At 52.3% G+C, this 25796-nt stretch carries 27 protein-coding genes; 11 read left to right on the top strand and 16 right to left on the bottom strand.

Annotated features, from left to right (window positions below; translation table 11 throughout):
• Window positions 1–95: 95 nt before the first annotated feature.
• Genes map through prfA form a run of 3 tightly spaced genes read right to left on the bottom strand, consistent with a single transcriptional unit; the run spans window position 96 to window position 2907 of the window.
• Window positions 96–965 (bottom strand): type I methionyl aminopeptidase, encoded by an 870-nt coding sequence (gene map, locus ABNS49_RS12350; RefSeq protein ID WP_135981157.1) that lies wholly within the window; start codon window positions 963–965, stop codon window positions 96–98.
• A gap of 17 nt (window positions 966–982) precedes the next feature.
• On the bottom strand, window positions 983–1828 hold the full coding sequence (gene prmC / locus ABNS49_RS12355; protein WP_338400924.1) for a peptide chain release factor N(5)-glutamine methyltransferase: 846 nt from the start codon (window positions 1826–1828) through the stop codon (window positions 983–985).
• Window positions 1828–2907, bottom strand: a complete 1080-nt coding sequence (gene prfA / locus ABNS49_RS12360; RefSeq protein WP_135981155.1) for a peptide chain release factor 1 — start codon at window positions 2905–2907, stop codon at window positions 1828–1830. The genes prmC and prfA overlap by 1 nt, the downstream gene beginning before the upstream one ends.
• A gap of 144 nt (window positions 2908–3051) precedes the next feature.
• Between prfA and ABNS49_RS12365 the strand changes: the two genes are divergently transcribed.
• The 3 genes from ABNS49_RS12365 to ABNS49_RS12375 all read left to right on the top strand — a co-directional run bounded on the left by ABNS49_RS12365 (window position 3052) and on the right by ABNS49_RS12375 (window position 7134).
• Complete coding sequence (locus ABNS49_RS12365; RefSeq protein ID WP_135981154.1) at window positions 3052–4503, top strand: glucosaminidase domain-containing protein; 1452 nt, start codon at window positions 3052–3054, stop codon at window positions 4501–4503.
• Between the two features lie 44 nt (window positions 4504–4547).
• On the top strand, window positions 4548–5627 hold the full coding sequence (locus ABNS49_RS12370) for a hypothetical protein (protein WP_135981153.1): 1080 nt from the start codon (window positions 4548–4550) through the stop codon (window positions 5625–5627).
• Between the two features lie 139 nt (window positions 5628–5766).
• On the top strand, window positions 5767–7134 hold the full coding sequence (locus ABNS49_RS12375) for an MATE family efflux transporter (RefSeq protein WP_348688226.1): 1368 nt from the start codon (window positions 5767–5769) through the stop codon (window positions 7132–7134).
• Here the strand turns inward: ABNS49_RS12375 and ABNS49_RS12380 are convergent.
• Window positions 7122–7559 carry a DUF3284 domain-containing protein gene (locus ABNS49_RS12380; RefSeq protein ID WP_135981151.1) on the bottom strand — a complete coding sequence of 146 codons (438 nt, stop codon included), beginning with the start codon at window positions 7557–7559 and terminating at the stop codon, window positions 7122–7124. The two genes, ABNS49_RS12375 and ABNS49_RS12380, sit on opposite strands and share 13 nt — an antisense overlap.
• A 48-nt stretch (window positions 7560–7607) precedes the next feature.
• Between ABNS49_RS12380 and ABNS49_RS12385 the strand changes: the two genes are divergently transcribed.
• Entirely contained in the window at window positions 7608–8357 is a 750-nt protein-coding gene (locus tag ABNS49_RS12385; RefSeq protein WP_288342163.1) for a TatD family hydrolase, read from the top strand.
• On the opposite strand, the gene ABNS49_RS12390 is transcribed toward ABNS49_RS12385, so the two are convergent.
• The gene (locus ABNS49_RS12390; protein WP_135981149.1) at window positions 8340–8699 is read right to left on the bottom strand and encodes a hypothetical protein; all 360 of its coding nucleotides are present in this window, start codon (window positions 8697–8699) and stop codon (window positions 8340–8342) included. The two genes, ABNS49_RS12385 and ABNS49_RS12390, sit on opposite strands and share 18 nt — an antisense overlap.
• A 115-nt stretch (window positions 8700–8814) precedes the next feature.
• On the opposite strand from ABNS49_RS12390, the gene ABNS49_RS12395 reads away from it, so the two are divergent.
• Entirely contained in the window at window positions 8815–9177 is a 363-nt protein-coding gene (locus ABNS49_RS12395) for a helix-turn-helix transcriptional regulator (protein ID WP_135981148.1), read from the top strand.
• Window positions 9178–9217: 40 nt separating this feature from the next.
• Here ABNS49_RS12395 and ABNS49_RS12400 read toward each other — a convergent pair whose 3' ends face one another.
• Genes ABNS49_RS12400 through ABNS49_RS12415 form a run of 4 tightly spaced genes read right to left on the bottom strand, consistent with a single transcriptional unit; the run spans window position 9218 to window position 13064 of the window.
• Window positions 9218–10177 carry a ribose-phosphate pyrophosphokinase gene (locus ABNS49_RS12400; RefSeq protein ID WP_135981147.1) on the bottom strand — a complete coding sequence of 320 codons (960 nt, stop codon included), beginning with the start codon at window positions 10175–10177 and terminating at the stop codon, window positions 9218–9220.
• 55 nt (window positions 10178–10232) lie between these two features.
• The gene (locus ABNS49_RS12405) at window positions 10233–11186 is read right to left on the bottom strand and encodes an NTP transferase domain-containing protein (RefSeq protein ID WP_135981146.1); all 954 of its coding nucleotides are present in this window, start codon (window positions 11184–11186) and stop codon (window positions 10233–10235) included.
• Window positions 11187–11246: 60 nt separating this feature from the next.
• Window positions 11247–11723 carry a DNA-deoxyinosine glycosylase gene (locus tag ABNS49_RS12410; RefSeq protein WP_135981145.1) on the bottom strand — a complete coding sequence of 159 codons (477 nt, stop codon included), beginning with the start codon at window positions 11721–11723 and terminating at the stop codon, window positions 11247–11249.
• Between the two features lie 60 nt (window positions 11724–11783).
• Window positions 11784–13064 carry a hypothetical protein gene (locus tag ABNS49_RS12415; protein WP_135981144.1) on the bottom strand — a complete coding sequence of 427 codons (1281 nt, stop codon included), beginning with the start codon at window positions 13062–13064 and terminating at the stop codon, window positions 11784–11786.
• A 190-nt stretch (window positions 13065–13254) separates the two neighbouring features.
• Between ABNS49_RS12415 and ABNS49_RS12420 the strand changes: the two genes are divergently transcribed.
• Window positions 13255–13869 (top strand): TetR/AcrR family transcriptional regulator, encoded by a 615-nt coding sequence (locus ABNS49_RS12420; RefSeq protein ID WP_304963903.1) that lies wholly within the window; start codon window positions 13255–13257, stop codon window positions 13867–13869.
• Window positions 13866–14477 (top strand): TetR/AcrR family transcriptional regulator, encoded by a 612-nt coding sequence (locus ABNS49_RS12425; RefSeq protein WP_304963904.1) that lies wholly within the window; start codon window positions 13866–13868, stop codon window positions 14475–14477. The genes ABNS49_RS12420 and ABNS49_RS12425 overlap by 4 nt, the downstream gene beginning before the upstream one ends.
• Before the next feature lie 22 nt (window positions 14478–14499).
• Here the strand turns inward: ABNS49_RS12425 and ABNS49_RS12430 are convergent, their stop codons facing one another.
• Window positions 14500–15195 (bottom strand): hypothetical protein, encoded by a 696-nt coding sequence (locus tag ABNS49_RS12430; RefSeq protein ID WP_135981141.1) that lies wholly within the window; start codon window positions 15193–15195, stop codon window positions 14500–14502.
• Window positions 15102–16271 (bottom strand): helicase-related protein, encoded by a 1170-nt coding sequence (locus tag ABNS49_RS12435; protein WP_135981140.1) that lies wholly within the window; start codon window positions 16269–16271, stop codon window positions 15102–15104. The genes ABNS49_RS12430 and ABNS49_RS12435 overlap by 94 nt, the downstream gene beginning before the upstream one ends.
• Window positions 16272–16358: 87 nt before the next feature.
• Here ABNS49_RS12435 and ABNS49_RS12440 point away from each other — a divergent pair, with 87 nt between their 5' ends.
• The 3 genes from ABNS49_RS12440 (at window position 16359) to ABNS49_RS12450 (ending at window position 19906) form a co-directional block, all read left to right on the top strand.
• On the top strand, window positions 16359–17060 hold the full coding sequence (locus ABNS49_RS12440; protein WP_135981139.1) for an N-acetylmuramoyl-L-alanine amidase: 702 nt from the start codon (window positions 16359–16361) through the stop codon (window positions 17058–17060).
• Window positions 17057–18220 carry a hypothetical protein gene (locus ABNS49_RS12445; protein WP_135981138.1) on the top strand — a complete coding sequence of 388 codons (1164 nt, stop codon included), beginning with the start codon at window positions 17057–17059 and terminating at the stop codon, window positions 18218–18220. The genes ABNS49_RS12440 and ABNS49_RS12445 overlap by 4 nt, the downstream gene beginning before the upstream one ends.
• 105 nt (window positions 18221–18325) lie before the next feature.
• Entirely contained in the window at window positions 18326–19906 is a 1581-nt protein-coding gene (locus ABNS49_RS12450) for an ABC transporter ATP-binding protein (protein ID WP_168353656.1), read from the top strand.
• Window positions 19907–19926: 20 nt separating this feature from the next.
• Here ABNS49_RS12450 and ABNS49_RS12455 read toward each other — a convergent pair whose 3' ends face one another.
• The 5 genes from ABNS49_RS12455 to ABNS49_RS12475 form a co-directional block, all read right to left on the bottom strand.
• Window positions 19927–20529, bottom strand: coding sequence for a hypothetical protein (locus ABNS49_RS12455; protein WP_135981136.1), 603 nt, complete (start codon window positions 20527–20529; stop codon window positions 19927–19929).
• 77 nt (window positions 20530–20606) lie between these two features.
• Complete coding sequence (locus ABNS49_RS12460; protein WP_348688227.1) at window positions 20607–21785, bottom strand: aminotransferase class I/II-fold pyridoxal phosphate-dependent enzyme; 1179 nt, start codon at window positions 21783–21785, stop codon at window positions 20607–20609.
• 52 nt (window positions 21786–21837) lie between these two features.
• Window positions 21838–22056: a 50S ribosomal protein L31 gene (gene rpmE, locus ABNS49_RS12465; protein WP_135981134.1), complete on the bottom strand. Its 219-nt coding sequence runs from the start codon at window positions 22054–22056 to the stop codon at window positions 21838–21840.
• Between the two features lie 104 nt (window positions 22057–22160).
• A complete protein-coding gene (locus ABNS49_RS12470) occupies window positions 22161–23855 on the bottom strand; it encodes a M3 family oligoendopeptidase (RefSeq protein ID WP_135981133.1) in 1695 nt (564 codons plus the stop codon).
• Between the two features lie 60 nt (window positions 23856–23915).
• Window positions 23916–24461: a Crp/Fnr family transcriptional regulator gene (locus tag ABNS49_RS12475; protein WP_135981132.1), complete on the bottom strand. Its 546-nt coding sequence runs from the start codon at window positions 24459–24461 to the stop codon at window positions 23916–23918.
• Window positions 24462–24535: 74 nt separating this feature from the next.
• Between ABNS49_RS12475 and ABNS49_RS12480 the strand changes: the two genes are divergently transcribed.
• Complete coding sequence (locus ABNS49_RS12480) at window positions 24536–25669, top strand: MATE family efflux transporter (RefSeq protein ID WP_135981131.1); 1134 nt, start codon at window positions 24536–24538, stop codon at window positions 25667–25669.
• Window positions 25670–25796: the final 127 nt, after the last annotated feature.

Genomic DNA, 25796 nt, shown 5'->3' on the forward strand with positions numbered 1-25796 from the left:
AAATTATCTAAAAAAAAGAGGGTACACTTTAAAATGTATCCTCTAAGACTGCCATTTCTTAACTAAATGACATTGGGCGTCGATGCGCCTTCCCGTTACCAAGCCAGTTTTTCGATGCCTTTTTCTGTGACGAGCACCGTGTTTTCCCATTGGGCGGAAAGCTTTCCGTCCTCCGTATACGATGTCCAGCCATTGTCCGCGTCAATAAACAAGCGGTATTCGCCTTCGTTGATCATCGGCTCGACCGTAAACACCATGCCCGGAGCCAAAATCATCCCTTGTCCTTTGATCCCGACATGATGGACAAAAGGCTCTTCGTGGAAATCGTTACCCACGCCATGGCCTCCATAGTCAATGACCACGCTGTATCCGTTTTTATGCGCGAGTTCCTGGATCGCGGCGCCGATATCGCCCAAATGGCCCCATGGCCGGATCGCGGCGATTCCTGCTTCCATGCACTCTTTTGTCACTTCGACAAGCCGCTTCGCCTCCTCGGACACCTCGCCAATGCAAAACATGCGGCTCGCGTCCGCGTAGTGGCCATGGAAAATCGTCGTGCAGTCCACATTGACGATGTCGCCGTCTTTCAAAATCCGGTTATCGTCCGGGATGCCGTGGCACACCTCGTCGTTGATGCTCGTGCAACAGCTTCGCGGAAAGCCTTCATAGCCAAGCGGCGCCGGAATGCCGCCATGCTTGACTGTATAATCATACACGAGCTGGTCGATCTCTCCGGTCGACATGCCGGCGTGGATCTTTTCCTGCACGAGATCCAGCGCGCCGTTGTTGATTTTGGCCGCCTTGCGGATCCACTTTAAATCTTCCGGACTTTTTACCATATCGTGCGTCGGCACTTGTTTGCCTTGCAGCTTCAGCACATTGATCGTGTTATCCCACTCCTCGTGGCACTGTTTGTATTTCTTACCTGAACCGCACCAGCACGGAGAATTTTTGCTTAATACCATACGTCCACCTTCTTCTTTTACAATTCGACACTCAGCATCCGGTCTTTTCCCGACAAGTCCTTATGCACCCGGACAAGCGCTTCCGGAAAATAGGAAAGCGCCAGCGCCTTGAGCCGGTCCCCCTGATCGTAGCCCATCTCAAACGCGAGAACCGCCTTGTCCCGGCACACTTCCTTGGCGCGCTCAAACACCTGCCGGTAAAATTTCAGCCCGTCCTCGCCACCAAACAACGCCACGTGCGGCTCATAGTCCACCACGCTATGCTCCATGGGCTCGGCGCTTGGAATATACGGCGGATTGCACACCAGCAAATCGCACCGCAAATCCCGCTCAATGTACGGCTCCAGCATGCTTCCTTCCAAAAACGTCACCCGGCCGTCCAACGCTTCGTTGTTGGCTTGGGCGATCGCGAGCGCCTCTGGTGAAATATCGGAAGCGACCACGTTCATTTTCGGCTCCTCCAAAGAAAGCGAAATGCCAATCGCCCCCGATCCGGTTCCCACATCAAACACATCGACTTGATCGCGGTCGCCAAAATGCTCGTCAAACAGCTGAAGAACGAGCGCCACAAGCTCCTCGGTTTCCGGCCGCGGAATCAACACGTCGCCATTGACTTGAAACCGGTAGCCGTAAAACCATTCAAAGCCAAGCACGTATCCAAGCGGCGATCCTTTCTCCATTTCGTGGATCCCTTCCAAATAATCGGTTTGAATCGCCGGATCGCAAGGCTCGTCCATCACCATGTATAAGTTGATTTCTTTCGCGTTGCAAAGCTCGACCATCAAAAGCTGGGCGGCTTGTTCTCCCTGCCCCGCCTTCAGCAGCCGCTGACGGCCCTCAACTACCAGCGCGTGGTAGGTCATTATTGTTTTTCCCCCGCCAGCTTCGCCTGCTGGTCCGCCAGTTGCAACGCCTGCATCAAATCGTCAAGACGACCGTCCATGATACGGTCGAGCTGGTTGACCGTGTAGCCGATTCGATGATCCGTCACCCGGTTTTGCGGATAGTTGTATGTCCGGATCTTTTCCGCCCGGTCGCCCGATCCGATTTTTGTCCGGCGTTCCGCCTCGTTTTCCTCGTCGATTTTGCGCTGATGCTCCTCGTACACGCGCGCCCGGATCGTCGCCAGCGCCGTCGCCCGGTTTTCGTGCTGGCTGCGTCCATCCTGGCACTTGACGATAATGCCTGTCGGCTTGTGGATGATTCGAACCGCCGAATCGGTTTTATTGACGTGCTGTCCGCCGGCTCCCGACGCCCGCATCGTCTCGATTTCCAAGTCGTTCATATCGATGTCAAAATCCTCCGCGTCGATTTCCGGCATCGAAAGCACGGTCGCCGTCGACGTGTGGATCCGTCCCTGGCTTTCCGTTTTCGGCACGCGCTGTACCCGATGCGAGCCGGATTCGAATTTTAAGACGCCGTATGCTCCCTCGCCATTGACTTTAAACGAGATCAGCGAATAGCCGCCCGCCTCGCTTTCCTCGGTGTCGATCACTTCCAGCTTCCATCCTTTGGCTTCCGCGTACTTGGCGTACATGCGGAACAAATCGCCAGCGAAAATATTGCCCTCGTCCCCGCCGGCCGCGCCGCGGATTTCCAAAATCGCGTTGTGCGAGTCATTTGGATCTTTCGGTACGAGCAAAAGCTCCAGTTTATCCAAATACGCCTGGATCATCGGTTCCAGACGCTCGACTTCCATTTGCGCCATTTCCCGCATTTCCTTGTCGTCTTCTTCCGCCAAAAGCAGCTGCGCGTCTTCCAAATCGGCTTTCGCCTGTTTATATTCCCCGTACGTTTCCACGATCGGTGTCAATTCATTTTGTTCCCGGCCTAATTTTGCCATTTCCTTCCGGTTGGAAACAATGTCCGCGCGCATCATCAACTCGTTAATTTCATTGTAGCGTTCAACCATCGTTTCCAGTCTTTCGTCCATTTTTGCCATATTGTGCCCAGTCCTTTCCACTATCTCACTATAACACAGTCTGTCAAAAACTTGGCAGCGAATCCTTGTCCGAAAACAACTTTTCGCTAGGTCCCCGGTCCAATATCGTGTAAAATAATACAAAAGTGAAAGGATACCTCATTTATGCCAAACAACGCAAAACGAAAAAAGCCGCGGCGACACTTTAACAAGAAGCTGTACGTTCCCCTTGGCGTGCTGGCCGCCGCGCTCGCCGTGTACCTGGGGTTCAAGTGCACGGAAGACGGAACATTCACCGTCTTGAACTACTCCGAAGAAGAACCCGTCGTCGCGACGTATAAACACTTTGCCTTCGCCAAACGCAAGCTGAAATCGCTGGACGCGTCGTCCTTGTCCTGCATTCAAAACCAAAACGAAAAAGTCGTCGCCCTCCAAAGCGGCCTCGTGAACTTCCACACCAAAGATGTCAGCGAAAACACGACCTACACCACGACCGATGGCGAGGAAGGCTATTTAAACGGCAGCTACGGCTCCGACGCGCTGTATTTGGACACGAACAAAAACGGAACCAAGGTTTTGTTCATGATGGCCGGCGTCAAAGGCTGGGTCGATGTCGACGACATCAATTTGATGTTTTACGATCCCGCCTACGACATCTCGTGCTACTCGCGCGGCACCACCGCGCTCGTCCATCAAGTGTGCACCGACTTGCTTAACAACGCCTCGATCGCCTACAACATCGGTCCCGCGCCCGATTTCCTGAAAGAGGACACGACGTACTATTCCTACGACGGACACTATTTTTATCCGGATTTCGCCACGATGAGCGCCGACATGCAAGCGGGCACCTACGAGCGCGCCCTCAACAAAGAGCCGTACTTCAATTTTTACCAGTTCGTCCCGCACCGTTCGAAAACCGCCCTAGCCGACAACGCCTACGACGAGTATTTGTACCGGATCCGCGGCATCGACGCCCTGGCCTCGGCCTATCCGTGCGCCGACAACGAATCGGTTCTTTACGACAGCGAGCCGACCTTTATCCAGGAGCAAAACGACGTCTTCGTCAACGGCTCGATGATGTTTTCCCTGGCTTGCAACGAGAGCGCCTACGGACAAAGCCAGTACGCCATCGAACAACACAACGTGTTCGGACACGGCGCGTTTGACGAAAACCCGGATCTGGCCACGATGTACGCCGACTTGAAAGACTGCGTCCACCAGCACGCCTACTATTTCATTCAGCAGGCGTACGCCAACCCCAAAGACTGGCGCTATCATGGCTCCTGGTTTGGCGACAAAGGCAGCGGAATCAACGTCCAGTACGCGTCCGACCCGTATTGGGGCGAAAAAGCGGCCTCGATGTACTACGCCCTGGATCAGGGAACCGATCGCGAGGCGATCCAAATCCACACCGTGATTTGCCCGCGGGATCTGGACGTCGCCCTACCGGATGGAACAATCGCGTATACGTACAAAAAAGGCACGGTGGCCAGCTTTGTGGTCGTTGGCGAAACCGACGAAGACTACGAGGTGATGCTGGAGGCGCCCGTTCAAAACGGCGCGATCGACGTGAACGCCACGTACGATCCGGACATCCATGGCCGAATTAAAAAATAAGCATTCGGAAAGAAATTTCGCTTCTTTGTTTTTATAATGATGCCATGAAAAAGAAGACACTGAATGGAATAGCCTGGGTATGCGCTTGGGGGTGCGCGCTCTGCTTCCGTCCGGCGTTTGCGATGGAATCCATCGCCTCCACTGGCACCAACGTGAATCCGGCTATTTACGAAACGCTTGAAAAACAAAAAAAGGTTTTGACGAACTATCCGATTCTCTTTGACGCGTCTTTCGACGTGTACAAGTCGCAAAAAGACGAGGGAACGTATGTAGTTCCCGGCTTGATTCGAACCGAGACGGTCGACTTGCACAACCAGGTCGACGAGTGCGCCGACATGACGCCTCAGGGCGTCGCAGTCGTGGACGACTACATTATGATTAGCGCCTATTGTCATGAGCACAAGCACAACAGCGTGATCTACGTTTTGAACAAGCGCTCTCACTTATTCGTAAAAACGATTATTTTGGAAAACCGTTCCCACGTCGGCGGCATCGCGTACGACCCGATTTGCCGCAACTTGTGGGTGGCGACCAAAAACGAGGAAGAAGGACACGCCAGCGTTTCCTCTTTAAAGCTCGCGACGATCGACAGCTACAATTTTTCCAAAACCCGAAAACCGATCCGGTTCGACTACGTCCGCCAGCTGCCGCAAATGAAAAACAACACATTCATGACGTATTACGACTTCGAAGTGTATTGCGGCTGCTTTGATAAAAAGACAAAAACGCTGTCTTTGTACATTTACAAAATCGAGCCTTTCAGCGGCCACATCGACAATCGCTCGACCCGGACGATTCGCGTGGCGGGCTACGATTTTATCGGCGATATTTGCCAGGGCATCGCGATCAGCGACGAATACATCGTCTTGTCCGCCAGCAACGGGCCGGACCAGGAGTCGATGCTCGCTTTCTTCGACCGCAGCGACGATTACTTTTTGAACGCGAAGCCCTCAAAAACGATCACGCTGCCTTCCCGGCTCGAACAAGTGTATTTTGATGGAGGTGGAACCCTTTTCCTTTTGTTCGAATCGGCCGCCAAAGCGTATCGGCAAAGCGAAAGCATCGACATCGACCGGGTGCTTAAATGCGATGTGGACACCCTGACTCGCTATGTCCGTTATTAAAAGCCGTCCCCGCGGCTTTTTTCGTTTTTCTCAACGCCGCAAAGCTTTCTTTGAAAATCTATTTTCAATCCATCCACAAGAATTCAGGAAAAGCGCCGGTTTTTCGCTATAATGGAAAAGAAGAAAGGAAGGGAAACAAATGAAATCTCACTCGCTGCTGGAAGGAAGCATCGTCAAGGGACTGCTCTGGTTCGCCATTCCGCTGTTTTTTTCCAATTTGTTTCAAACGCTGTACAACACCGTCGACACCATTCTCGTCGGTCATTTTCTAGGCGACGCCTCGCTGGCCGCCATGGGCGCCACCACCGCCATTTTCGAGCTTATCGTCGGCTTCGCCACGGGCGTGGGCGCCGGCTTTGGCATCGTGGCCGGCCACTACTTTGGCGCCAAAGACGAGGCGGGTCTGAAAAAAAGCATCGCGTCCTCGCTCGTGCTCAGCGCGCTCATTAGCGTTGTGTTGACGATTACCGCGTACGCGCTGATGCCCGCCTTGCTGCATGTGCTCAACACACCGGCCGACATTTTCGCACAAAGCCTGACGTACATCCGCATCATCGTCTTGTTCATGACCATTACCGTCTTTTACAATTTGAGCGCCGGCATGCTGCGGGCGGTCGGCGACAGTCTTGCGCCGCTTGCGTTTCTGTTTCTTTCCTGTCTGATCAACATCGGACTGGACATCTTGTTTATCACCCGGTTTCACATGGGCGTGGCGGGCGCGGCCTGGGCGACGATCATCGCGCAGTTTTTGTCGACGCTCGTGTCACTGGGCTATATCGGCTTGAAAAAGCGCATTCTCATTCCCGCGCGCCACTCGTTCGTGTACGACAAGGCGCTCGTGCAGGATTTGGGCGGCCAAGGTCTTTCGATGGGCTTCATGATGTCGATCGTTTCCATGGGAACTGTCATTTTGCAGGCGGCCATCAACAATTTGGGCACGACGCTGATCGCCGCCCACACGGCGGCGCGCAAATGCGGCTCCATCGTCATGATGCCAATCGCTTCCGTCTCGGCGGCTTCGAGCACGTTTGTCGCCCAAAACAAAGGCGCTGTCCAATACGAACGCATCGTGGAAGGCGTGCGGATCTCCAACCGGCTGGGCATTGGCATCGCGCTGGCTTGCGCGTTGTTCGTCATGCCGCTCAACCAGCCAATCATCCACTGGATCAGCGGCTCCACCGATCCAGTCGTCCTCCAAAACGGCGGCACGTATTTGCTGGTCAACACGCCGTTTTGCACGGTGCTGGCCGTGCTTTTGAACATGCGCAACGCCTTACAGGGGCTGGGAAAGAAAATCGTCCCGCTCGTGTCGAGCGTCATCGAGCTGGTCGGCAAGTTTTTGTTTTCGTTTTTGCTCATCCCGGTGTTTGGCTACATGGCCGTCATCTGGTCGGAGCCGCTCATCTGGGTGGCGATGACGATCCAGCTGTTGTGGGCGTATTCCCGGGTGCCGGAAATCCAGGCGCTCAAAAAAGAAAACAGGACCGACTTCGTCTACGACGAGTGATCCTGCGCTTTCTTTTGATTCAAAATGGTCGCTTCGACCGCCATCAGCATGCGCTTCGCCTGCTTGATGGCTTTTTTTTCGCCCAGTCTGGACGCGAACGTCGGCTTCGTCTGGCCTTTGCGCCGGATTTCCTCCCGATACGTAACCGACACGGCGTTTTCACCTTCGGGTTCGAGCTCATAGCGCACGAAGATCGTGTCGCCATTGGACGTGAACGTCGCCTCGTACAACGCGTCGCGTTTCCATCCGGTCACGGCGACTTTGACGGACCGGCCCTGGGATTTTTTCGTATACGTGAACCCGCGTCCGATTTGCGTGGCGTCGACGTTTTTGTTCGTGGCCGCCTTGACTTCCTGAAGCAGCGACTGTTCCATGATCGCGAACAAATCGCGGGCGGATACATTCAATTTCACGATGGTTTCCATGGAATCCTCCTTCCGTGACCATTATAATGGAATTTGGAGGTTTTGCCTATGTATACCGATAGCCATTGTCATATCACTTGCGACCAGCTGTACGACCATCTCGACGACGTGCTCGAGGGCATGAAGGACGTTTCGTCGTGCCTGATCATGTGTACGAACGAAACGGAATTTTTACGCGCGCTCAAGTTGAAAGAAGCCGACGCGCGCTTCAAGGTGGCGTTTGGCTGGTTTCCCGGCGACGCCAAAACCATTGACGACGCCAAAATGGAGCGGCTCGAGCAGTATTTGCGGGAAGGAAAAATCGACGTGCTCGGCGAGATCGGCTTGGACTACTATTGGGACAATACGTTCAACGAGGTCCAAAAAGACTTGTTTGTCCGCCAAATCCGGCTGGCGAACCAATACAAAGTTCCAATCGCGATCCATATGCGGGAAGCCACGCGCGACTGTCTGGATTTGCTCAAAGCGCACGCCAAAACCCCGATCGTCTTCCATTGTTTTTCGGGAAGCGTCGAAACGATGAAAGAATGCCTGCGCATGAACGCCCTCATTTCCTTTGCCGGTCCAATTACTTTTAAAAACGCCAAACACGGTCCCGACTGCGTGCGCGCCTGTCCTCTTGAGCGCCTGCTGACGGAAACCGATTCGCCGTATTTGACGCCGGTTCCTTACCGGGGAAAGGAAAACCAGCCGGGGTATGTTCGATTTGTCACGAAAAAAATCAGCGAGCTGAAAGGTTTGGAGGAAGCCGATGTCGCCCGCCAAGTCGAAGCCAATTTCCTATCGCTGTTCCAGTAGCTGCCGGACGCCTTCTTCTCGCAACGCGCAAAGATCGTTCTGGCTGTACGACGTGCCGCGGATTTTCAGCACCGGCACGTTTTTGTCGTACTGGATTGGATAAAACAAATCGCTTTCCGCTTCCGGTTCTTTCAAAGGCCGGGCGGCCGGGTCGATTTCCAGCGTGATGGACAGCGCGCTGGCGGCCATGACCCATTCGACAAACCGGTCGGAATCGGATATCGACCCGCGAATCACGTCGCCATGCCGCACGCCTTGCAGGACGAGCCCGTTTCGAATCGAACGGGCACCTTGGATACGGCGCGGATTTTTTTTCTGCATAAATTCAAAAAATGTATTCATATTTTTATTATATACCTACCTTTTCCTTGGTGTAAACTAAACCTTTTACTAGGTTCTTTCTCCCTTTATTCGGTTGTATATTACCTCTATAAGGTAATGTACAAAGGTTGATTTTATGAAAAATGAAGATTTGCGGCTCGACAGAGGCAATCGGCTGCGCCGATATCGTTTGAACAAGCATCTTACACAGGACCAGATGGCCGAGCGCCTGGGAATTTCCAGCAAACATTATAGTGAAGTGGAACGCGGAAAGACAGGATTTTCAATCGACAACTGGATCCTGGCCGCCCGTATTTTGGATGCGGACCTCAACACGCTGCTGGATGGCCCCGCCACCACGCTAAAAATCCAGGAGGAAGCGGATTACTATTTGCGCGACGCCAACCGGACATTGATGCAAAAAACGATTCTTGAGCGGATTTTCCTATTGATCGAAGAATACGCGAAATTGTGCGTGGACGAGAAAAAAGAATCATAGAAACAGGAGTTTTTCCAGTCTATGATTCTTTTTTTGTTTTTTAGTCTTCGATGATTGCGTTCTGCAAAGCGCTCGAAAGCGAGGAATTGTGCTCAATCGCGTTGATCGTCGCCGCCAGCAGAGGCGCCACGGAAATGACTTTCATCTGCGGATACTCGTCGTGGTTTTTGGTCTGGTCGATCGTGTTGGTGCAAATAAACTCTTCGAGGTTCGCGTTTTTCAGCCGTTCCACCGCCGGTCCCGACAAAATCGCGTGCGAGCAAGCCGCGTACACTTTTTTCGCGCCTTTTTCCTTCAGCATGTTGATGCCGGAAGTCAACGTGCCCGCGGTGTCCACCATATCGTCGATAATGATCGCCGTTTTGCCGTTGACATCGCCAATCAGGTTCATCGCTTCCGCCACGTTTGGTTTTGGACGGCGCTTGTCGATGATGGCCAGCGGCGCGTTCAGCATTTCCGCCAGACGGCGCGCGCGCACCGTTCCGCCATGATCCGGCGACACGACAACGACGTCGTTTCCGGTTTCAATAGACTTTACATACTCGCCAATGAGCGGCAGCGTCGTGATGTCGTCGGCCGGAATGTCGAAATAGCCCTGGATTTGCGTCGCGTGCAGATCCATCGTGATGACGCGGTCCGCACCGGCGCGTTCCAGCAGCGAAGCCACGAGCTTTGAGGAAATCGGCTGACGCGGTTTCGCTTTGCGGTCCTGCCGCGCGTATCCGAAGTAAGGAATGATGGCGTTGATGGTCGCCGCGCTGGCGCGTTTGCAGGCGTCGATGCCAATCAACAGCTCCATCAAGTTGTCATTGACTGGTTTATTCGTGCTTTGGATAAAGTAAACGTCTTTTCCCCGGACCGATTCGCCGAGTTCCACAAGAATCTCTCCATCCGCAAAATGCTTGACTTCACATTTTCCTAGTTCAATCCCAAGAATGTCACAGATCTGTTCCGCGAGTTCACGGCTTGAGTTCAAAGCGAATACAATAGTTTTTTCCATATGAATTTGTTTGTCCCTTCCAGTAAATTAAAATTTACTTTTTCTGTGTCACCGTCTATTTTACGACACAATTTTGTTTTATGTAGAGATTTGGACCGATTTTTTGATTTTTTTCGATCTTCGAGTCCTCAATCACCGTATTTGGCATGATTTCGGCAAAATCCTCGATCACGCTGCTTCCGATAATCGACACGCCCGGATGAATGATGACATCATGGCCGATGCGCACGTCTTTTCCAATCACCGTCCGGGCCGGATCGACGATTTGGACGCCTTCCTTCATCCACCGGCGGTTGATATGGTCCCGCATCCAGCGATACGCCTCGCTCAGCTCCACACAATCATTAATGCCCATGACTTCGTCCCGGTCCTCGATGACCATCGCCTCGACCTTTTTTCCCTGACGCGACAAAATCGACGCGAGATCCGTCAAATAGTATTCATGCTGCGCGTTGTCGTTGGTCAGCTGCTTCAGTCCTTCGAACAAGTCCTTGTTTTTGAAGCAGTACATGCCCGCGTTGATTTCCCTGATTTCTTTTTCCTCTGGCGAAGCGTCCTTGGCTTCGACGATGGCTTTCACCGATCCATCCTCATCCCGGACGATTCGTCCGTAATGCGCCCCATCTTCCAGAACCGCGCTCAGCAGCGTCAGCGACGCGTCCTGATTGGCTTCGAACAGCCGTTCGAGCGTTTCCGGCTGGATGCACGGCCCGTCCCCGTTAATGATCAGCGTGTCGCCCTCCTCGCCTTCGAGCTGGCACGCCTGCATGACGGCGTGGCCGCTGCCCAGCTGCGGGGACTGCACCGCGAATTCAAGATCCGGGAACGCGTCCATGATGCTTTCGGCCTGGTAGCCGACCACCACGACGATGCGTTCCACGCCGGTGGCCTTGAGCGCTTCCACGATATACGCCAGCATCGGACGGTCGATGATCGGATGCATGACTTTGTTCATTTCCGATTTCATTCGCGTCCCCTTGCCGGCGGCTAAGATGATTGCATTCCGCATAGTTTCACCTGACTTTCCTTTCCCATTCTAACAAAAAAATCTGCTCAAACCAACAAAACATCAATCCTTCACGCATTCGTACGCCTTTTTTAGATTTTCAAACGAAATCTGGCGATTCGCCGGCGAAGGCGAAGGCAAATACACGCACGGCAAGTCGCAGCCGCAATACGCCTCGTAAAATGCCTCGGCTTTTCTTCCGGTCACAAACACTTTTTCGATTTTCGTTTTCGCGACCAGCGCCCCGATATCGTTTCCGACCGGATCCTGAATGCTCGCGTCGCTTGCGCCCTCAATCCGGCACGACCGAAGCGTGTCCCACAACGCGATATGATGGGTGTGGCAAAACGCCTTCTTCTCTTCGATCGTTTGCGGGCACGGGACGTCAAACACGGCCGCCAGCACTTTCCAAAACCGGTTTTGCGGATGGCCGTAGTAAAATCCGGTTTCCCGGGACTTGGGCGAAGGCATCGTGCCTAAAATCAAAATTTTCGAATCGGCGTCGTACACCGGCTCGAAGGTGTGCTCAATCGTTTCCATCGTTCCTCCTTTGAAAAAACAGGGTCATCCCCCCTTGATGATCCCTGTTCTGTATTTTCCTTATTTCAATGCGTTCAACTCGTTTTGCAGCGAGCTGATTTGCCCGTTCAGCGAATCCACCTCGGCTTGGGCCGCGCTGGCGTTGCTGCTGGCCGTCTGGTAGGCGCTGGCCGCGTTGTTGTAGGCGGCATCCGCGTTGCTGTAGGCGTTTTGCGCTGCGTTGAGCGCGCTGGCATCCACCGTCACGCCTTGCGCGTTGAGCGCGTCCAGCTCATGGTGGAGCTCCGCGAGCTTGTTGCTTGTTTCGTCGCTGTAATCCTCGCTGGACAGCTCCGCGATTTTTTCCTGGATTTGCGCGATCTTCTCATTCAGCTCGTTTTGGGCTTCCTGCTGGGCGGCGTTGTAGTCGTTTTGCGCCTGCTCGAGCGCGCTGGCCGCGCTGGCGCGGTTTTTTTCCGCCTCGTTCATATCGAGCTGGGCCCGCGAAAGAATGTTGTTGGCTTCGCTGGCCGCCGACTGCGCCTGACCAAGCTGGGATTTCAACTGGTTGATTTGATCTTTGAGCGCCGCTTTCTTTTCCGCGATTTGCGTGTTGTTGTTTTTGGAATCCTCGATCTTTTGCGATTTGAGCTCCTTGATCAGCTCGTCGAACGTCTTGCCTGTTTTTTGTTTCAAAAGGTCGTTGATTTGCGCTTTTTGCGCCGCGCTCAATTTCGAATACGTCGCCTCGTATCCGGTCAGTCCCTGCGTGTCGTCGCCCAGTCCGTCAATGAACTTTTTCAAATCCTTAAATGCGTTTTCCTGCTGGGCGCTGGCGGTTTCTTTCGTGTTCAAAGAGCCGCTGATCAAATTCATCGTTCCAAAGACGATGCCGCCAATCAGCAGGACCCCGACGACGGAACCGGCGATGATCGCGATCATCTTTTTGTCGCTTTTTTTCTTTCCCGGCCGAACGCGGGTTTGCGGCTGGCTTTCCCGATGCAGCTGCGGTCCTTTGTTTTCGTCGATCAGCGTCTGGATCTCCTGGTTGTCCATGATGACCGTATGCGAAGGCTCGGCAATGTCCTCCTCGATTTTCTCTTTGCTGAAGACCATCGTCTCCCCGTTGCCGGCGTCGGCTGCGGGACTTGTTTCGGTTTCGCGACGCAAAACGATGCGCTCTTCCTTCTCGACCGGTTTGGACGCGGGTTCCGGTTTTACGAGCAAGTCCTCCATCGTGCGGGACGCCCGGGTCCGGCGCTCTTTCTTCTTGGCGAAGTCTTCGATCTTTTTTTCCATCGTGTCGTCGTTTTGGAAGGAATCAAGCAGTTCGGATAATTCGTCGTGTGAATCTTTTGACATAGTCTACCCCCTTTAATTATATTCATTTTAGCAAATGGGGTTTTCAAATACAAAATTTTCAATTTTTCCACATATTTCACGTATTTCTTTATCTTTTTTATGAAAGATATGCGTTATATATACTTTTTTGATACAAGACACCCAAAATGTGCTATAATTTACATAAAGAAAGTTTACCGGAGTAAAGTTTATGAGAAAAAAGAATTTAGAGCAAGTGATCGTCCAAACCGCCTATCGCCTTTTTGAAGAAAAAGGCTTTGAAAACGTGTCCGTCATGGACATTTGCGACGCGTGCGACATCACGAAGCCGACATTTTACAAACACGTCAACTCCAAGGAAGATCTACTCAGTTATTTTTTTCAAACCATGATATCGAAGATTCCCGAAGACTGGTACAAATATTCCGACGAAACCAATTTCTGGGAAAAGATCCGAACGGGCTTCTGCTTCTTTCTGGAGCATGTCCAATCCATTGGGATCGACATGTACACGGCGACATTCATCGCCAATTTGCGTTCCTACAAAGGAACATTCGAAGACATTCCTTCTTTTAAAGCGGAAATGCTGGACCTGATTCGCATGGGACAGGAAACCGGGCAAATCCTGAATGAAAGCTCCCCGGAGGAATTGTACGCGTGCGGCGTCGCGCTGTCGATTGGCTATGGCGGATACTGGTGCTTTTTAAACGATCCGGATCATGATTTGATTCTCGATTTTGTGAACGGGCTTCGCAATTCGTTTATGGTGGATCTCAACTACACGGATCCTAGATTTTACCGGCAGCCCGCAAAGGAGCGACCATGAAAAATCAGGAAAAACAAGAACAAATCATCCAGACCGCCTTGCATTTGTTTTACGAACGCGGATTCAAAAACGTGTCCGTCATGGACATTTGCGACGCGTGCGACATCACGAAGCCGACGTTTTACAAGTATGTCCCTTCGAAAGAGGAAATCCTGCGCCACCACTACCGCGGCACGCTGGACGAGCTGAGCGAACGACTGCGCCAGCTTGATCCCGAGCCCGACTTCTGGCGGCTGATCGTGCTTGGATTGACGTTCACGCTGCGAAAATCGGTGCAAATGGGACCGGAGCTGTACGCCCAATACATGACGCTCAACTTCAAAACCCATACGTTGACCGCCCGTTACAATTCCCCGGCCCGCGACGCGACGATCAACTCGATTCGCAAAGCGCAGGAAAACGGGCAGATTCGCAATATGGCGGACCCGGTCGAACTGTATTTGGCGGCCCGCAACCTCAGTTTGGGCCTCGCCTTGAAATGGTGCATGGTGCGCGGCGGATACGACGTGGTCGCGCAAACCGAGGCGAATCTCGCCATCTTGTTCCAGCCCGACCATCGGCGCATTGAACAAGCCGTCGCGGATTTTGAACGCGCCAGAGCGCGTTAGAGAAGACGTTTGTCTTCTTTTTTTATTTCCAAAACCGGCTTTTTATCCGCTCGTGCCGATGCGTCTGGATCCAAAGCGGATGCGCCGCGACCACCAGCACCGCCTCGCAAGGAAGAAGAGTTAGCGCCGCCTGTATCGTACTGCCCGTCGTCAGCACGTCGTCCAGAAGAATGCGTTTTTTAGCGGGTGGCAGCGGATAGTGCCGTTTTCGGCGCAAAGCCATTTGGATGGATCGTCGCGCCGACGCCGAAAGCGTCGACTGTTTTTGACTGCCTACCCGATAAAACGGCGATTCGAGCGGTAGATTCAATGACGAGAAAATGTCCAGCACGGGCTCAAATCCGCGCTCGGCGCGTTTGGCCTCGCTGGAACAAACCGCAACGCATTGAAACGACCGCAGCTTTCTTCGAAGCGCACTCGCCTCTCCTTCCAAAAACACATCCCTAAGCGCCACGTCGCGCTGTTCCTTGTACTGAAAAAACAACGTTTCGATCCATTCCTCGTATTCATACAGCACATGAAACACCACCCCGTCCACGGCATAGGAACGCTTGTGGGGCTTGAATCGTTTCCGGCACGCCGCGCAAACGGAGGGGCGGTCGTCGATAAACAAACGGGCCGGAATCATTCGTTCGGGCTCAAGGCAGATCGGGCACACCGGTTCATCCATTCGATCGTGGACACGCAAGAGCGAATGGCTTCGTTGGTTCGCGCGCATAAACACACCCCCTTTCCATATGGATCGTCGAATTTCCGGCCGACCCGGCCAAAAATCTGAATCAGGGACGCCGCGTTGAATACGGGATGGTCGCCATGGAACACCACGACCTGAACGCCGGGAATCGTAATCCCGCGCTCCAGCAAAGTCGTTGTCACCAGGACGGAAAACTTTCGCTGGCGAAACGCCTCCATCACTTCGTCCTTGTCGTTGCAGGCGGCGTGGATGTACCGCGCTCCATAGCCGCGCAAAACCATCGCCATGATCCGGGCGTCTTTTTTTCGCGGCACAAAAACAAGCGTCTGCTTTCCTTCTCTCGTAAACCGTCCGCAATATCCAATCGTCAAGATCCACTGAAGCCATAAAGGCACCCGCCAAACATCCGGCACGACGAGCGGCTTGCCGTGCGGTCTTTCAAACAGCGTCACGATTTCGACGCGCTTTTGCCGAATGTCTTCTTCCAGCCCCGGATCCATCGTCGCGGACAGGCAAAGCTTCTCTCCTGCGCACGCTTGGTCCACGAAGGCGCGCAGCAAGTCGCTGCCCGCGTAGGGAAACGCGTCCAGCTCATCCAAAATCAGCAAGTCGAACGTTTGCGGATAGCGATACAGCTGATGAATGGTGCACACGATCAAATCGCCGTCCAGCTGTGTCGTGTGGCCCTGACACACTTCGACGATTCGCAACCGGGGAAAGACTTGCCGCAAACGGGCTGCGATCTCGAGGACGACTTGCCGGCGCGCGATGGCGAAACCGACTTTTTTCCCCTGGCTTAAATACGCGCAAATGCTCTCATAGCAAAGCTCCGTTTTTCCTGCGCCGGTCGCTGCATATAAAAACACGTCCTTTTTGGCCTGTAAATACCGCAAAGCCTGCGCGCTGGCCGCTTTCTGGGCGGAAGTGAGCCCAAACGCCAGTTCCGGTTTTTCATGGATCGTCCGCCGGGAAAGGACGGGTGGCGAAACGACCGCGCCGACATCGAGCCGGTTGAAGCGCACGCACCGCCGGCAATACCACACCCCTTGATCGTACGCGAAGAATTTCGGGTCTTCGTTCCCGCATCGTAAACATCTCATACCTTTATATACGATAAAAACCGGGAAAAGTGCCCAAAACTTTTGAAATTTTTGAAAAAATTAAGATTTCTGTGGCACAATCAACGTATGAAACGAAAGAAACCACAAACATGGATCTTTATTGTCTGGTCCTTCCTCGCGCTTCTCGGCCTTGGATTTTGGGGGCTGAGCGCATACAAGCGCGAACCTTCCGCCACGCTAATGATCGACGCGGGTCATGGCGGATACGACAGCGGCGCGATCGGCGCCGACCAAACCACGCTGGAAAAAGACTTAACGATGGAGATCGCTTATAAAATCGGACAGCAGGTCCGCCAGCTCGATCCCTCGATCGAGGTGTTGTTTACCCGGCTGGACGACAACGTGGACTGGCCGCACGAGGAAACGGCGGATTTGCAAGCGCGAATTGACCAAACGATTCAAAAGGGCGCCGACTGCTTTTTGTCGATCCATCTCAACGCGAGTTCGAATCCGGATGCGTTTGGCTACGACGCGTTTGTGCGCCCCAACGACGCGTTCTCAATGGCGGCCGCCAGCCGGATCGTGGAAAATCTGGAAGCCATTTCCTATTCGGCCAATCGCGGCACCAAATCTACGCTGGATGCGCCGCTCATGGTTGTCGACAACCAATCCATTCCCTCGATGCTGATGGAAGTCGGCTTCGTGTCGAATCCGGCCGAGCTCGAGGCGCTGAAAAGTCCGGTCACGCAAAACCGCGTCGCCAAAGCCATCGCCCGGGCGTACGTGGATACGATGCACGAGTTTTTCAAAGAGGAGGAAACGCAATGATCGACATTCCCGAGCACGAAAAGGTGAAAATCGGTCAAATGATCGAGTTTTTACGCAAAAGAAAATGGAAAGAAAACAAAACGTGGACGGTTGAGCGGTTCATCGAAGGCGTTTGTTCCAAAGCGACGTATGCCAAACTGCGGAAATTCCCCCTAAAAGAAAGCGAAACGTACGACAAGCTCCTGGCCAAACTCAATCTTTCCTATTTGTACGACGCCGCCAGACGAAACGATTTTTTGCGCGCGGAAAAACAATGCGCCTTGGCTTTCGAGAAAGAAAACAGCCGTACGCCTGAACGACTGCGCGCTTTAATTGAATCGTATGCCGCTTCCGGCACGATTTTCGAATATTTGACTTGTCTTGCGCTAACGGATTCAACGCTTTCCATCTCGGACTTGCTTCAAATCCACGCCTGGATCCGCCCTGCCATGAAGGAAATCGTAATGGGACAAATTCTCGACGCGCTTGAGCAAGCGCCGCTTTCCGCCTTGACGCCCGCCATCCAACACGCGCTGGTCTTCCATACAAACCGGAACCGGATCCAGTATTTGTTTTTGCTCATTCGAAACGAGCGCTTTTACGAAGCCGCCTCCCTTTGCGAAGAGCTGCGAAAAAAAGATTTAACGCCGCGTGAAACGGCGCGCGTACGCGTCGCGAAGCTTTTTTTAATGCACCATATCCAGCCGCAATCGTTCGAAGAGGAGGCTTCCCGTCTTCGTGCCGAACCGTTTTTTCCGCTCCTTGCGCGCGACTGGATCCATATTTGCGCGATCCACGCCTACTTTCAGCGCGATTTTGAAAAAGCGAAACCCCTTTTGATGAAAGAGGTTCTATGTGAAAAAACTTTTTTCCCCGCCATTTTATTTTTGGCGCATATGCACGGTTCCGCGAATGGATTCGACAAACGGGTTTTTTATCGTTTTCCGATCGACCACTTTCCTGTCGAGTACCAGCATCTCTACACGTATTTTGACATGAAATTCAATCACGCGTCTTTTGACATTCTTGAAAACTATTTATGGACGATTTGCCGGAAAGAAATCAAGGCGTTTTATCCTTCTTCCATCATGGCGCGGTTGATTCACGATGAACTACGCTGGATTAGCGAACAAACGAACGATCGAACCAGGCTTTACGCGTTCCGCCAGCAATTCGGGTAGACATTTCGATCAAACCGCTTTAATTTTCCTCGTTTTCCTTTTTTCGTTCACTTTTTTTCTTCTCGCGGTTTTCCTTTTAAAATCATGGCAGGAGGAAAAAACACTATGAATTCCATGGTCAAACAAACACAACGACGAACTCTCTTTTTCTTTCTTTTGGATATGGCGTGTCTGTATGGCTTTATCGCGGCCATTCAAAGCTTAATCGACCGCCTCTCGCAAGGCCTCGCCTTTTCTCCATCTTGTTTTTGGGTTTTACTCGGACTGCTGGCGGGCATGGTCGTTTGCGGCTTTTGCTCCCAATACGGCTTTCACATGCTGCCCGTTCTCGGAAAAAAGGAGGCGCTGGAACGATACGAGCGCCGGCTCATGGCCGAGGACCACTCCTTTTTTGAAACGCACTCCACCGCTTTTTGCTTGTCTTTGTTCCAAAACGAGATCAGCCTGCTCGCCCAGCAAAAGGTCACGTTTCCGGTCGTCTTTCTTTATCAAAGTTTCTCGCTGATCGCCGGGGCGGCGTTTCTTTTTTTCAACGAATGGCGTCTGGCCCTCTTCTTGTTCGGCCTCATTGGCGCGTGCTTTTTCCTGACGCATGTGTTATCGAAGAAGATCGCCGGCCATACCCGCCTCGTTCTGGACGAAAAAAACAAGCTGTTTCAAATACTGCACGAAAACATCGAGGCGCACCGCGTCATCCGTTTTTTGAACAAGGAGGCTTTCTTTTCCGCCCGGTTTTGCCACACGTTAGAGTATGGTCTCGTTCCGATCGAGAAGATTCAGGCGCTTCTGAACGCCCAATACGTCACGATCTACTCCATCCTCTCCCGCGCCCTTCCTTTGCTGGGAGCGGGGATCGGTTTGGTGTTCGTGGCACTTGGCTGGATGGGCATCGGGAAAATCGTCTCCACGTACGCCTTGATGTCGCTCATTCAGGAGCCGATCATGCAGCTGGCGGAAATCCGGACCCAGAAGCACACGATGGCCGCTCTTCAGGCCACGATTGACACCGTTTTTGTTTCAAAACCGCGAAAATCGGATCAATCCTATGATTTCAACGACCCAATTCAGAAATTGGACGTCCAAATCGAACAATTCGCCTACCCCGGTTCCCCCGCGATTCTTTCCGGTCTTTCCTTTTCCATTGAGGCTGGCCGTCATACGAAGCTTGCCGGTCCAAGCGGCGCGGGCAAAAGCACGCTGATAGCTTTGATCATGGGCGTGCTTCAAGGCAAAGACGCCCGGGTTTGTTTTAACGGCGTGGACGGTTCGTCGCTTTCGCCGGCCTGGCGATCTCGCCACGTGCTTTTGGTCGACCAGAAACCGAAATGGTTCGCGGTGTCGATGTTGGACAATATCACGCTGGGCGATTCTTTTTCTAAAGCCCAAATCGACGAAGTCATCCACGCCTGCGTTTTGGAAGATGTGCTAAAAGAACATAGCAATGCCATCCACGAATTGAGCCAGGGACAGGCCCAGCGCGTTTCGATCGCCCGTATGCTCCTCCGTCAGCCGGACGTGCTGATTCTGGATGAGCCCATCAGCGCGCTGGACGAGCGGACGGTGGCCTTGTTTTTGCCGCGGCTGAAAGCGTACGCTCAACAGCATTCCATCACGCTTCTCATTTCCAGCCACAACGAGGCGGTCGACGCGTTGTGCGCGCAAACGATCGCGTTAAAAAAGGCGTAGTTTCTTCTACGCCATTTTCATCACGCGCAATGCCGTGTTTTCATATGGTGGTGCCGGCACGCGTCGATGTACATCCACAAATCTTTTCCTTCGCGAACGGCTTCGATCAAATCGTAAGGATCGTCCACGACGACATGGGCTTGTTTCAACGCCTCCATCGCTTGTACGAAATTTTTTGGATCCTGCTTCAAAGCGTCGATCGTTACCAAACTGCCGTCTTTCCTTTTCACATCCATGACGAGCGTGTAGCTTGTCGTGCTCCACAACGACAGCTGCGTCGTCCAGCGCATGTGGATAGACTCGATTCCATGAACCGGCACGCGGATCAGAAATTCCGTGGAATTTCCTCGATGCAGCGCGTAACGCATCTGGTCGATCCAGCGGGGAATGCGCGCGTACGCGATATGGTCGCCTTCAACAAGCCAGATCTTATGCGAAGTCGCCACGACCGGAATGTACAAAACGAGATTCATGATCGTAAAACCGATCCACAAAAGCCAAAACCAGTTTCGACCGCAAATAATCGCCAGCAAATTGGCGAAAAGAAGCGCCAAAAACGCCGAGATCCCTGCCGCCGCAAGATTCCAGTTTGAAACCCGTTTTCCGACAATGATTTTTTTCATAAAGCCACTTCCTTTTCTCTTCATTGTACGATTCTCTTCAATACAAAAAAAGAGCGAAGACTGTCCGCCTTCGCTTCTCATTTCTTTGTGACAAAAAATTCCGTTTGTTTCAGCCGGCGGACCGCTTCTTCGATCGCCTGCTCGTCCTGCACGAGGGCGATCCGCACGAAGCGTCGGCCTTCCGGGCCAAACGAATCGCCCGGCGTCACGATGATGCCGGTTTCTTTTAGCAACGCCTTGGTGAACGCGACCGAATCCTTGTAGGTGTCTGGAATCGGCGCCCACAAAAACATCGTCGCCTGGGAAAGCGGGATCTTCCAGCCCGCGCTTTGAAATCCGCGCACGAGCGCGTCGCGGCGGTTTTGATACGCCTGCCGTGTCGACTCGATTGTCGTTCCGCCTTGTTCAAGCGCCACGACACCGGCATATTGGATCGGTAAAAAGATGCCGTAATCCATATTCGACTTGAGCATTTTGTATTGGTTGATCACCGATTCGTTGCCAACCAGGACGCCAAGTCGGGCCCCCGCCATTCCATACGTCTTGGAAAAAGAGTTCAGCTCGACGCCAACTTCCTTCGCGCCGGGAAACGATAAAAAGCTTTTACCTCGTTTTCCGTCAAACACAAGCTCGCTGTAGGCGTTGTCGTGCACGACGAGAATGTCGTTTTCCTTCGCGAAACGAATGAGCTCTTCGTAAAAGGAGTCGGGCGCCGTCGCGCCGGTTGGATTGTTCGGATAACAAACGATGATCATTTTGGCTTGTTTGCGCTGGGCGGCCGTAATGCGCGAAAAATCGACGAGATAGTCGTTTTCTTTCGTAAGCGGCGTAAAAATCACTTGCGCGCCGGCAAGTTTGGGCGCGTCGACATAGACAGGATAATACGGATCGGGAACAAGAATGCCGTCGGTTGGATTGCAGTAAAGGAGCGGCAAATTCACGAGCGCTTCCTGCGAGCCCTGGAGCAAGGCGATTTCGCCGGACTCCAACTCGACGTCGTAGCGCGTATGATACCATTTCTGGATCGCTTGGATCAAGGCGGGCAGCGGTTTGATGGCGTACTGGTAATTGGCCGGGTCTTCGACCGCTCTTGCCAGACTCTCCATGATTTTGGGGTCGGGGGCGATGTTGGGCGAGCCAAGCGAAAAGTCGATCGTGTTTTGGTTGTGCGCGATTTCGTATTGTTCTTTTAAGGCGCGCAAATCCATAAACACGGATGTGTGGAAATGAAGCATTCGTTGTGCGGGTTCAAACATTTTTCTTCCTCCTAAGAAAAAAGCAGCGCGGTTTCGCGCTGCTTGTTTATCCTTATTCTCCGTCTTTCAGGCCATACTTCTTGTTAAATTTCTCAATACGTCCCTGTGCGGCTGCGAAACGCTGACGTCCTGTGAAGAATGGGTGGCAGTTACTGCAAGTATCGACACGCATTTCATCACCTTTGATCGTGCTACCGGTTTCAAATTCGTTACCGCAAGAAGAACAGATTACTTTAACAGTATGGTAATTTGGATGAATTCCTTTTTTCATACTCTGTATCCTCCTTCCGCCTTGAACCTCGTGTGGGCTCAAAGTAAGTGCTATCCAATTATAGCACGCGCAAAGCAAAAATCAAGCGTTTTTGCGTCAGTCTTTTAGAAAGCCGACTCGTCCGCGCTGGCGAACCAGTCGTCCACCTTGCGCATGACTTCTTTCAGGCTTCCGTCATCGAACGGCACTTTCAAGCCCGCCTCCTTGACGATGCCCCGGAACGGCAAGGTGCCGCCAAGCCGGCAAATCTTTTTGTAGTCTTCAAACGCCTGCTCGTCTTTGGCTTGGATGCGTGCCCAAAACTGAAGCGCGCAAACTTGCGCCAGCGTGTAGTCGATGTAGTAAAACGGATCCATAAAAATGTGAAGCTGCCGCATCCACCAGCCGCCGCGCTCCAAAACCGGGATCTCGTCGTAGTTTTTGTGCGGCAAATACTGCTTTTCCAACGTCCGCCATGTCGCCATGCGCTCTTCCGGCGTCATTTCCGGATGGGCGTACACTTCGTGCTGGTAATGGTCGACCAAAACCCCGTAAGGCAGAAATTTGACCGCGCCACTTAAATGGTTGAAGTAGTATTTGTTCACGTCGTCCTCAAAGAACGTTTTCATCCATGGGTACGTGAAAAACTCCATCGACATGGAATGGATCTCGCAAGACTCGAGCGTCGGCCATACGCAGTCGCTTGGCACGATGTCCTTCGAGCAATACACCTGGAACGCGTGGCCGGCTTCGTGTGTCAAAACTTCCGCGTCGTGGCTCGTCTGGTTGAAGTTCGCGAAAATGAACGGCGATTCGTAATCCGGGAAGAACGTGCAGTATCCGCCCGCCGCTTTGCCCGGATAGGAATCGAGGTCAAGCAAATCGTGGTCGGTCATGAATGTGAAAAACTTGCCTGTTTCCGGGTCGAGCTCCTTGTACATCGTCAACGCCCGCTTCACCATTTCCGGACGGTCGTATTTCGGTTTCGGGTTTCCGGTCAAAAATTCGATTTTTTCGTCCCACACGTGCAAATCGTCGTAGCCAAGCCGTTTTTGTTGTCGGGCGTACAGCTTGTTGGCGAATGGCACCACGTCCTCGAACACCTGCTTGCGGTAGTTCGCCACGTCGTTTTGATCGTAATCCAGACGTTTCATTCGCAAATAGCCTAGCGGAATATAGTTGTCGAACCCAAGTTTCCGCGCCATTTTCGTCCGGACTTTCACCATTTGATCGTACAAATCGCCGAGTTCTTTTTCGTGGTCTTCAAACCAGCCCCAGTACGCCTTGGTCGCCGCTTTGCGCACGTCGCGGTTCGCGTCGTTCATTTTGACTTCCAGGCCGGCCAGGGAATAGTGCTGACCGTCGAATTCGACATCGGCGCTGGCGATCAACGCCTGGTAGGCGCTGGCCAGTTTGTTTTCTTCCTGCATATCCTCGATGATTTTTTCATCGAACGCTTTCATGTCCATTTCCTTTTGCAGGAAATACGTTTCCGGAACGTCTTTTTTCAATTCTTCAAAAAACGGGCTTGCCCATATCGTTTTGACAGCCTGCACCATATCGTTTTGCACAAGGGGAAGGATATGGTCGTAATGGTCGTTTTCTTTCGTGTAAAACTCGTCTTTCGTGTCGATTGTGTGTCGCACATTACACAGCGAACTCATCGTTTGAATGTGCCGATCCAGCCGATCCAGCTTTTGAAACGCCTCGTAAAACGCCTTATAGTCGCCGGCGTCTTTCAGCTCGGCTTCGATTTGCTCGAACCGGGCATGGAGCTCTTTTTCATCCAAATGCTCGTATGGATAGTCTTTAAACTTCATCGTCGATTCCTCCTCTATTCGATGGCTTCAATAATTTCATTATACTCCAAAAATGTTTTCTTATCGCCATGTATAAAGTCCTTTTTTCAATCGAGTGACAACGCCTTGCTCTTTCAGACGGGCCAGGACCCGCTGCACATGACGACGCGATCCGTGGACATTGGCAAGCAGTTCCAAAATCGTGACCGGCTCTTTTTTCCAGCGCATATACCGGGCGATCCGCGTTTCCAAATCGTCGCGTCGCAAGTCGAAAAAAGACTGCCGCAGTTGAATCGTCGCCAAATGCTGTCCCAGCAGCCACAAAAGCTCGCTATCTTGTTTCAAGGCGGAAGAAAACGGAACAAAAACCGCCCATACGACCGACGCGGCTTGCGCGAAGTAAGGTGAAGGCCGGTCCAGTAAAAACTCCACCACGCCAAGAATCGTTTCCTCCTGCGCGGCGACAATGGAATACTGCGTTCCATCTGGCTCGACACCGTAAATATGGATCGTTCCGCGGACGATAAACAGCAGGCAGGTCATCTTCTCGTCCATCGCGATGATTCGTTCCTCTTTTTCGTACTCAAGAATTTCAATTCGTCCTTTTGGCAGGCGTTGTCGTTTCATCCGATTATTGTGCCATAAGTCACAATTTTTGTCCGCCTTTTCTTTTATACTGGTGAGGAAAGTGGGGGATACACATGCAGTCGATGATTTTTGATTCAAACCATCCCGTTCGGGAATACTTTAAACTTTCACTTCCGGTTGTTTTGAGCATGCTTGTTTCGTTGATTTACAATTTGGCGGACACGTTTTTTATCGGCCGGACAAACAACGCTGATCTGGTGGCCGGCGTTTCTTTGTGCGTGCCTGTCTTTACGTTGCTGATGGCGTTCGGCAACATTTATGGACAAGGCGGAAACTCTTTGATTTCCAGAGCGCTTGGCAAACAAAACCACGATCTCGTTCGCCATATTTCTTCCTTTTGTTTTTGGGGAGCACTTTTAACCGGCGTGGGGCTTACGTTCGTCGGGCTCGTTTTCTCGAAACCGATTTTAATGAGTCTGGGCGCGCAGGGAGCCGCCATCGCGACCGTTCTTGGCTATGTCGCGACGGATCTTTATTTTTTATACGTCCTGCGAAAGAAGTCCTCTTTATTGTCTTTGCGCTGGAAGGCGCAGGCGGACAAAAAAGAGATTTTAGGCATTGGAGCTAGCGCCGCAATCACCAACATCACCCAAAGCGTTTGCATCATTTTGATGAATCAGTGCCTTCTTCCTTATGGGAGCGAGCAAATCGCCGCGATGGGAATCGTGTTGAAGGTGACGATGATCGTTCAGCTTCTTTTAACGGAATTCGCCTTCGGCGGCGCACCATTGTACGGCTATTTGTTTGGAAGCCAGAATTTTGGAACGTTAAAAAAACTCATTCGGTTTTGCGCCCTGTGGATGGGCGGACTCGCTTTAGCTCTGAGCCTTCCGTTGTTTTGTTTTCCTAAAGCGCTTCTTTCTGTTTTTATTCAAGTCAACACGGTCATTGAAGCGGGCGCAACAATGCTTCGCTGGCAATGCGCTGGAATGGTGTTTGGCGGACTGGTATTGTTTTTTACCGTTTTGTTTCAAACGACCGGCAAAATGGCCCCTTCCTACATTTTATCGTTGAGCCGGCAAGGCATTGTCTTTGTGGTCGTGTTGTTTGTTTTAAAAAGTGCATTTGGCTATTCGGGCATTTTGGCAAGCCAGGCGGTGGCTGACTGGTTCAGCGCCGCGATCGCGCTTGGCTTGTATCGGAGCGTCTTTGTCCGGTCCAGTCAGACGCTTTCACTGGAAAAATAAATTACAGAAAAAACGCGGACTTCCATTGAATGAGCCGCGTTTTTGTTTGGATAAATAAAAAAACCTCGCCAGCGGCAAGGTGGTCGTTCGATCTCTCAAAACCAGAAACACGCCTTCTTTCTCTTTC

Source organism: uncultured Dubosiella sp. (assembly GCF_964018005.1).
Lineage (GTDB): Bacteria > Bacillota_I > Bacilli_A > Erysipelotrichales > Erysipelotrichaceae > Dubosiella > Dubosiella muris.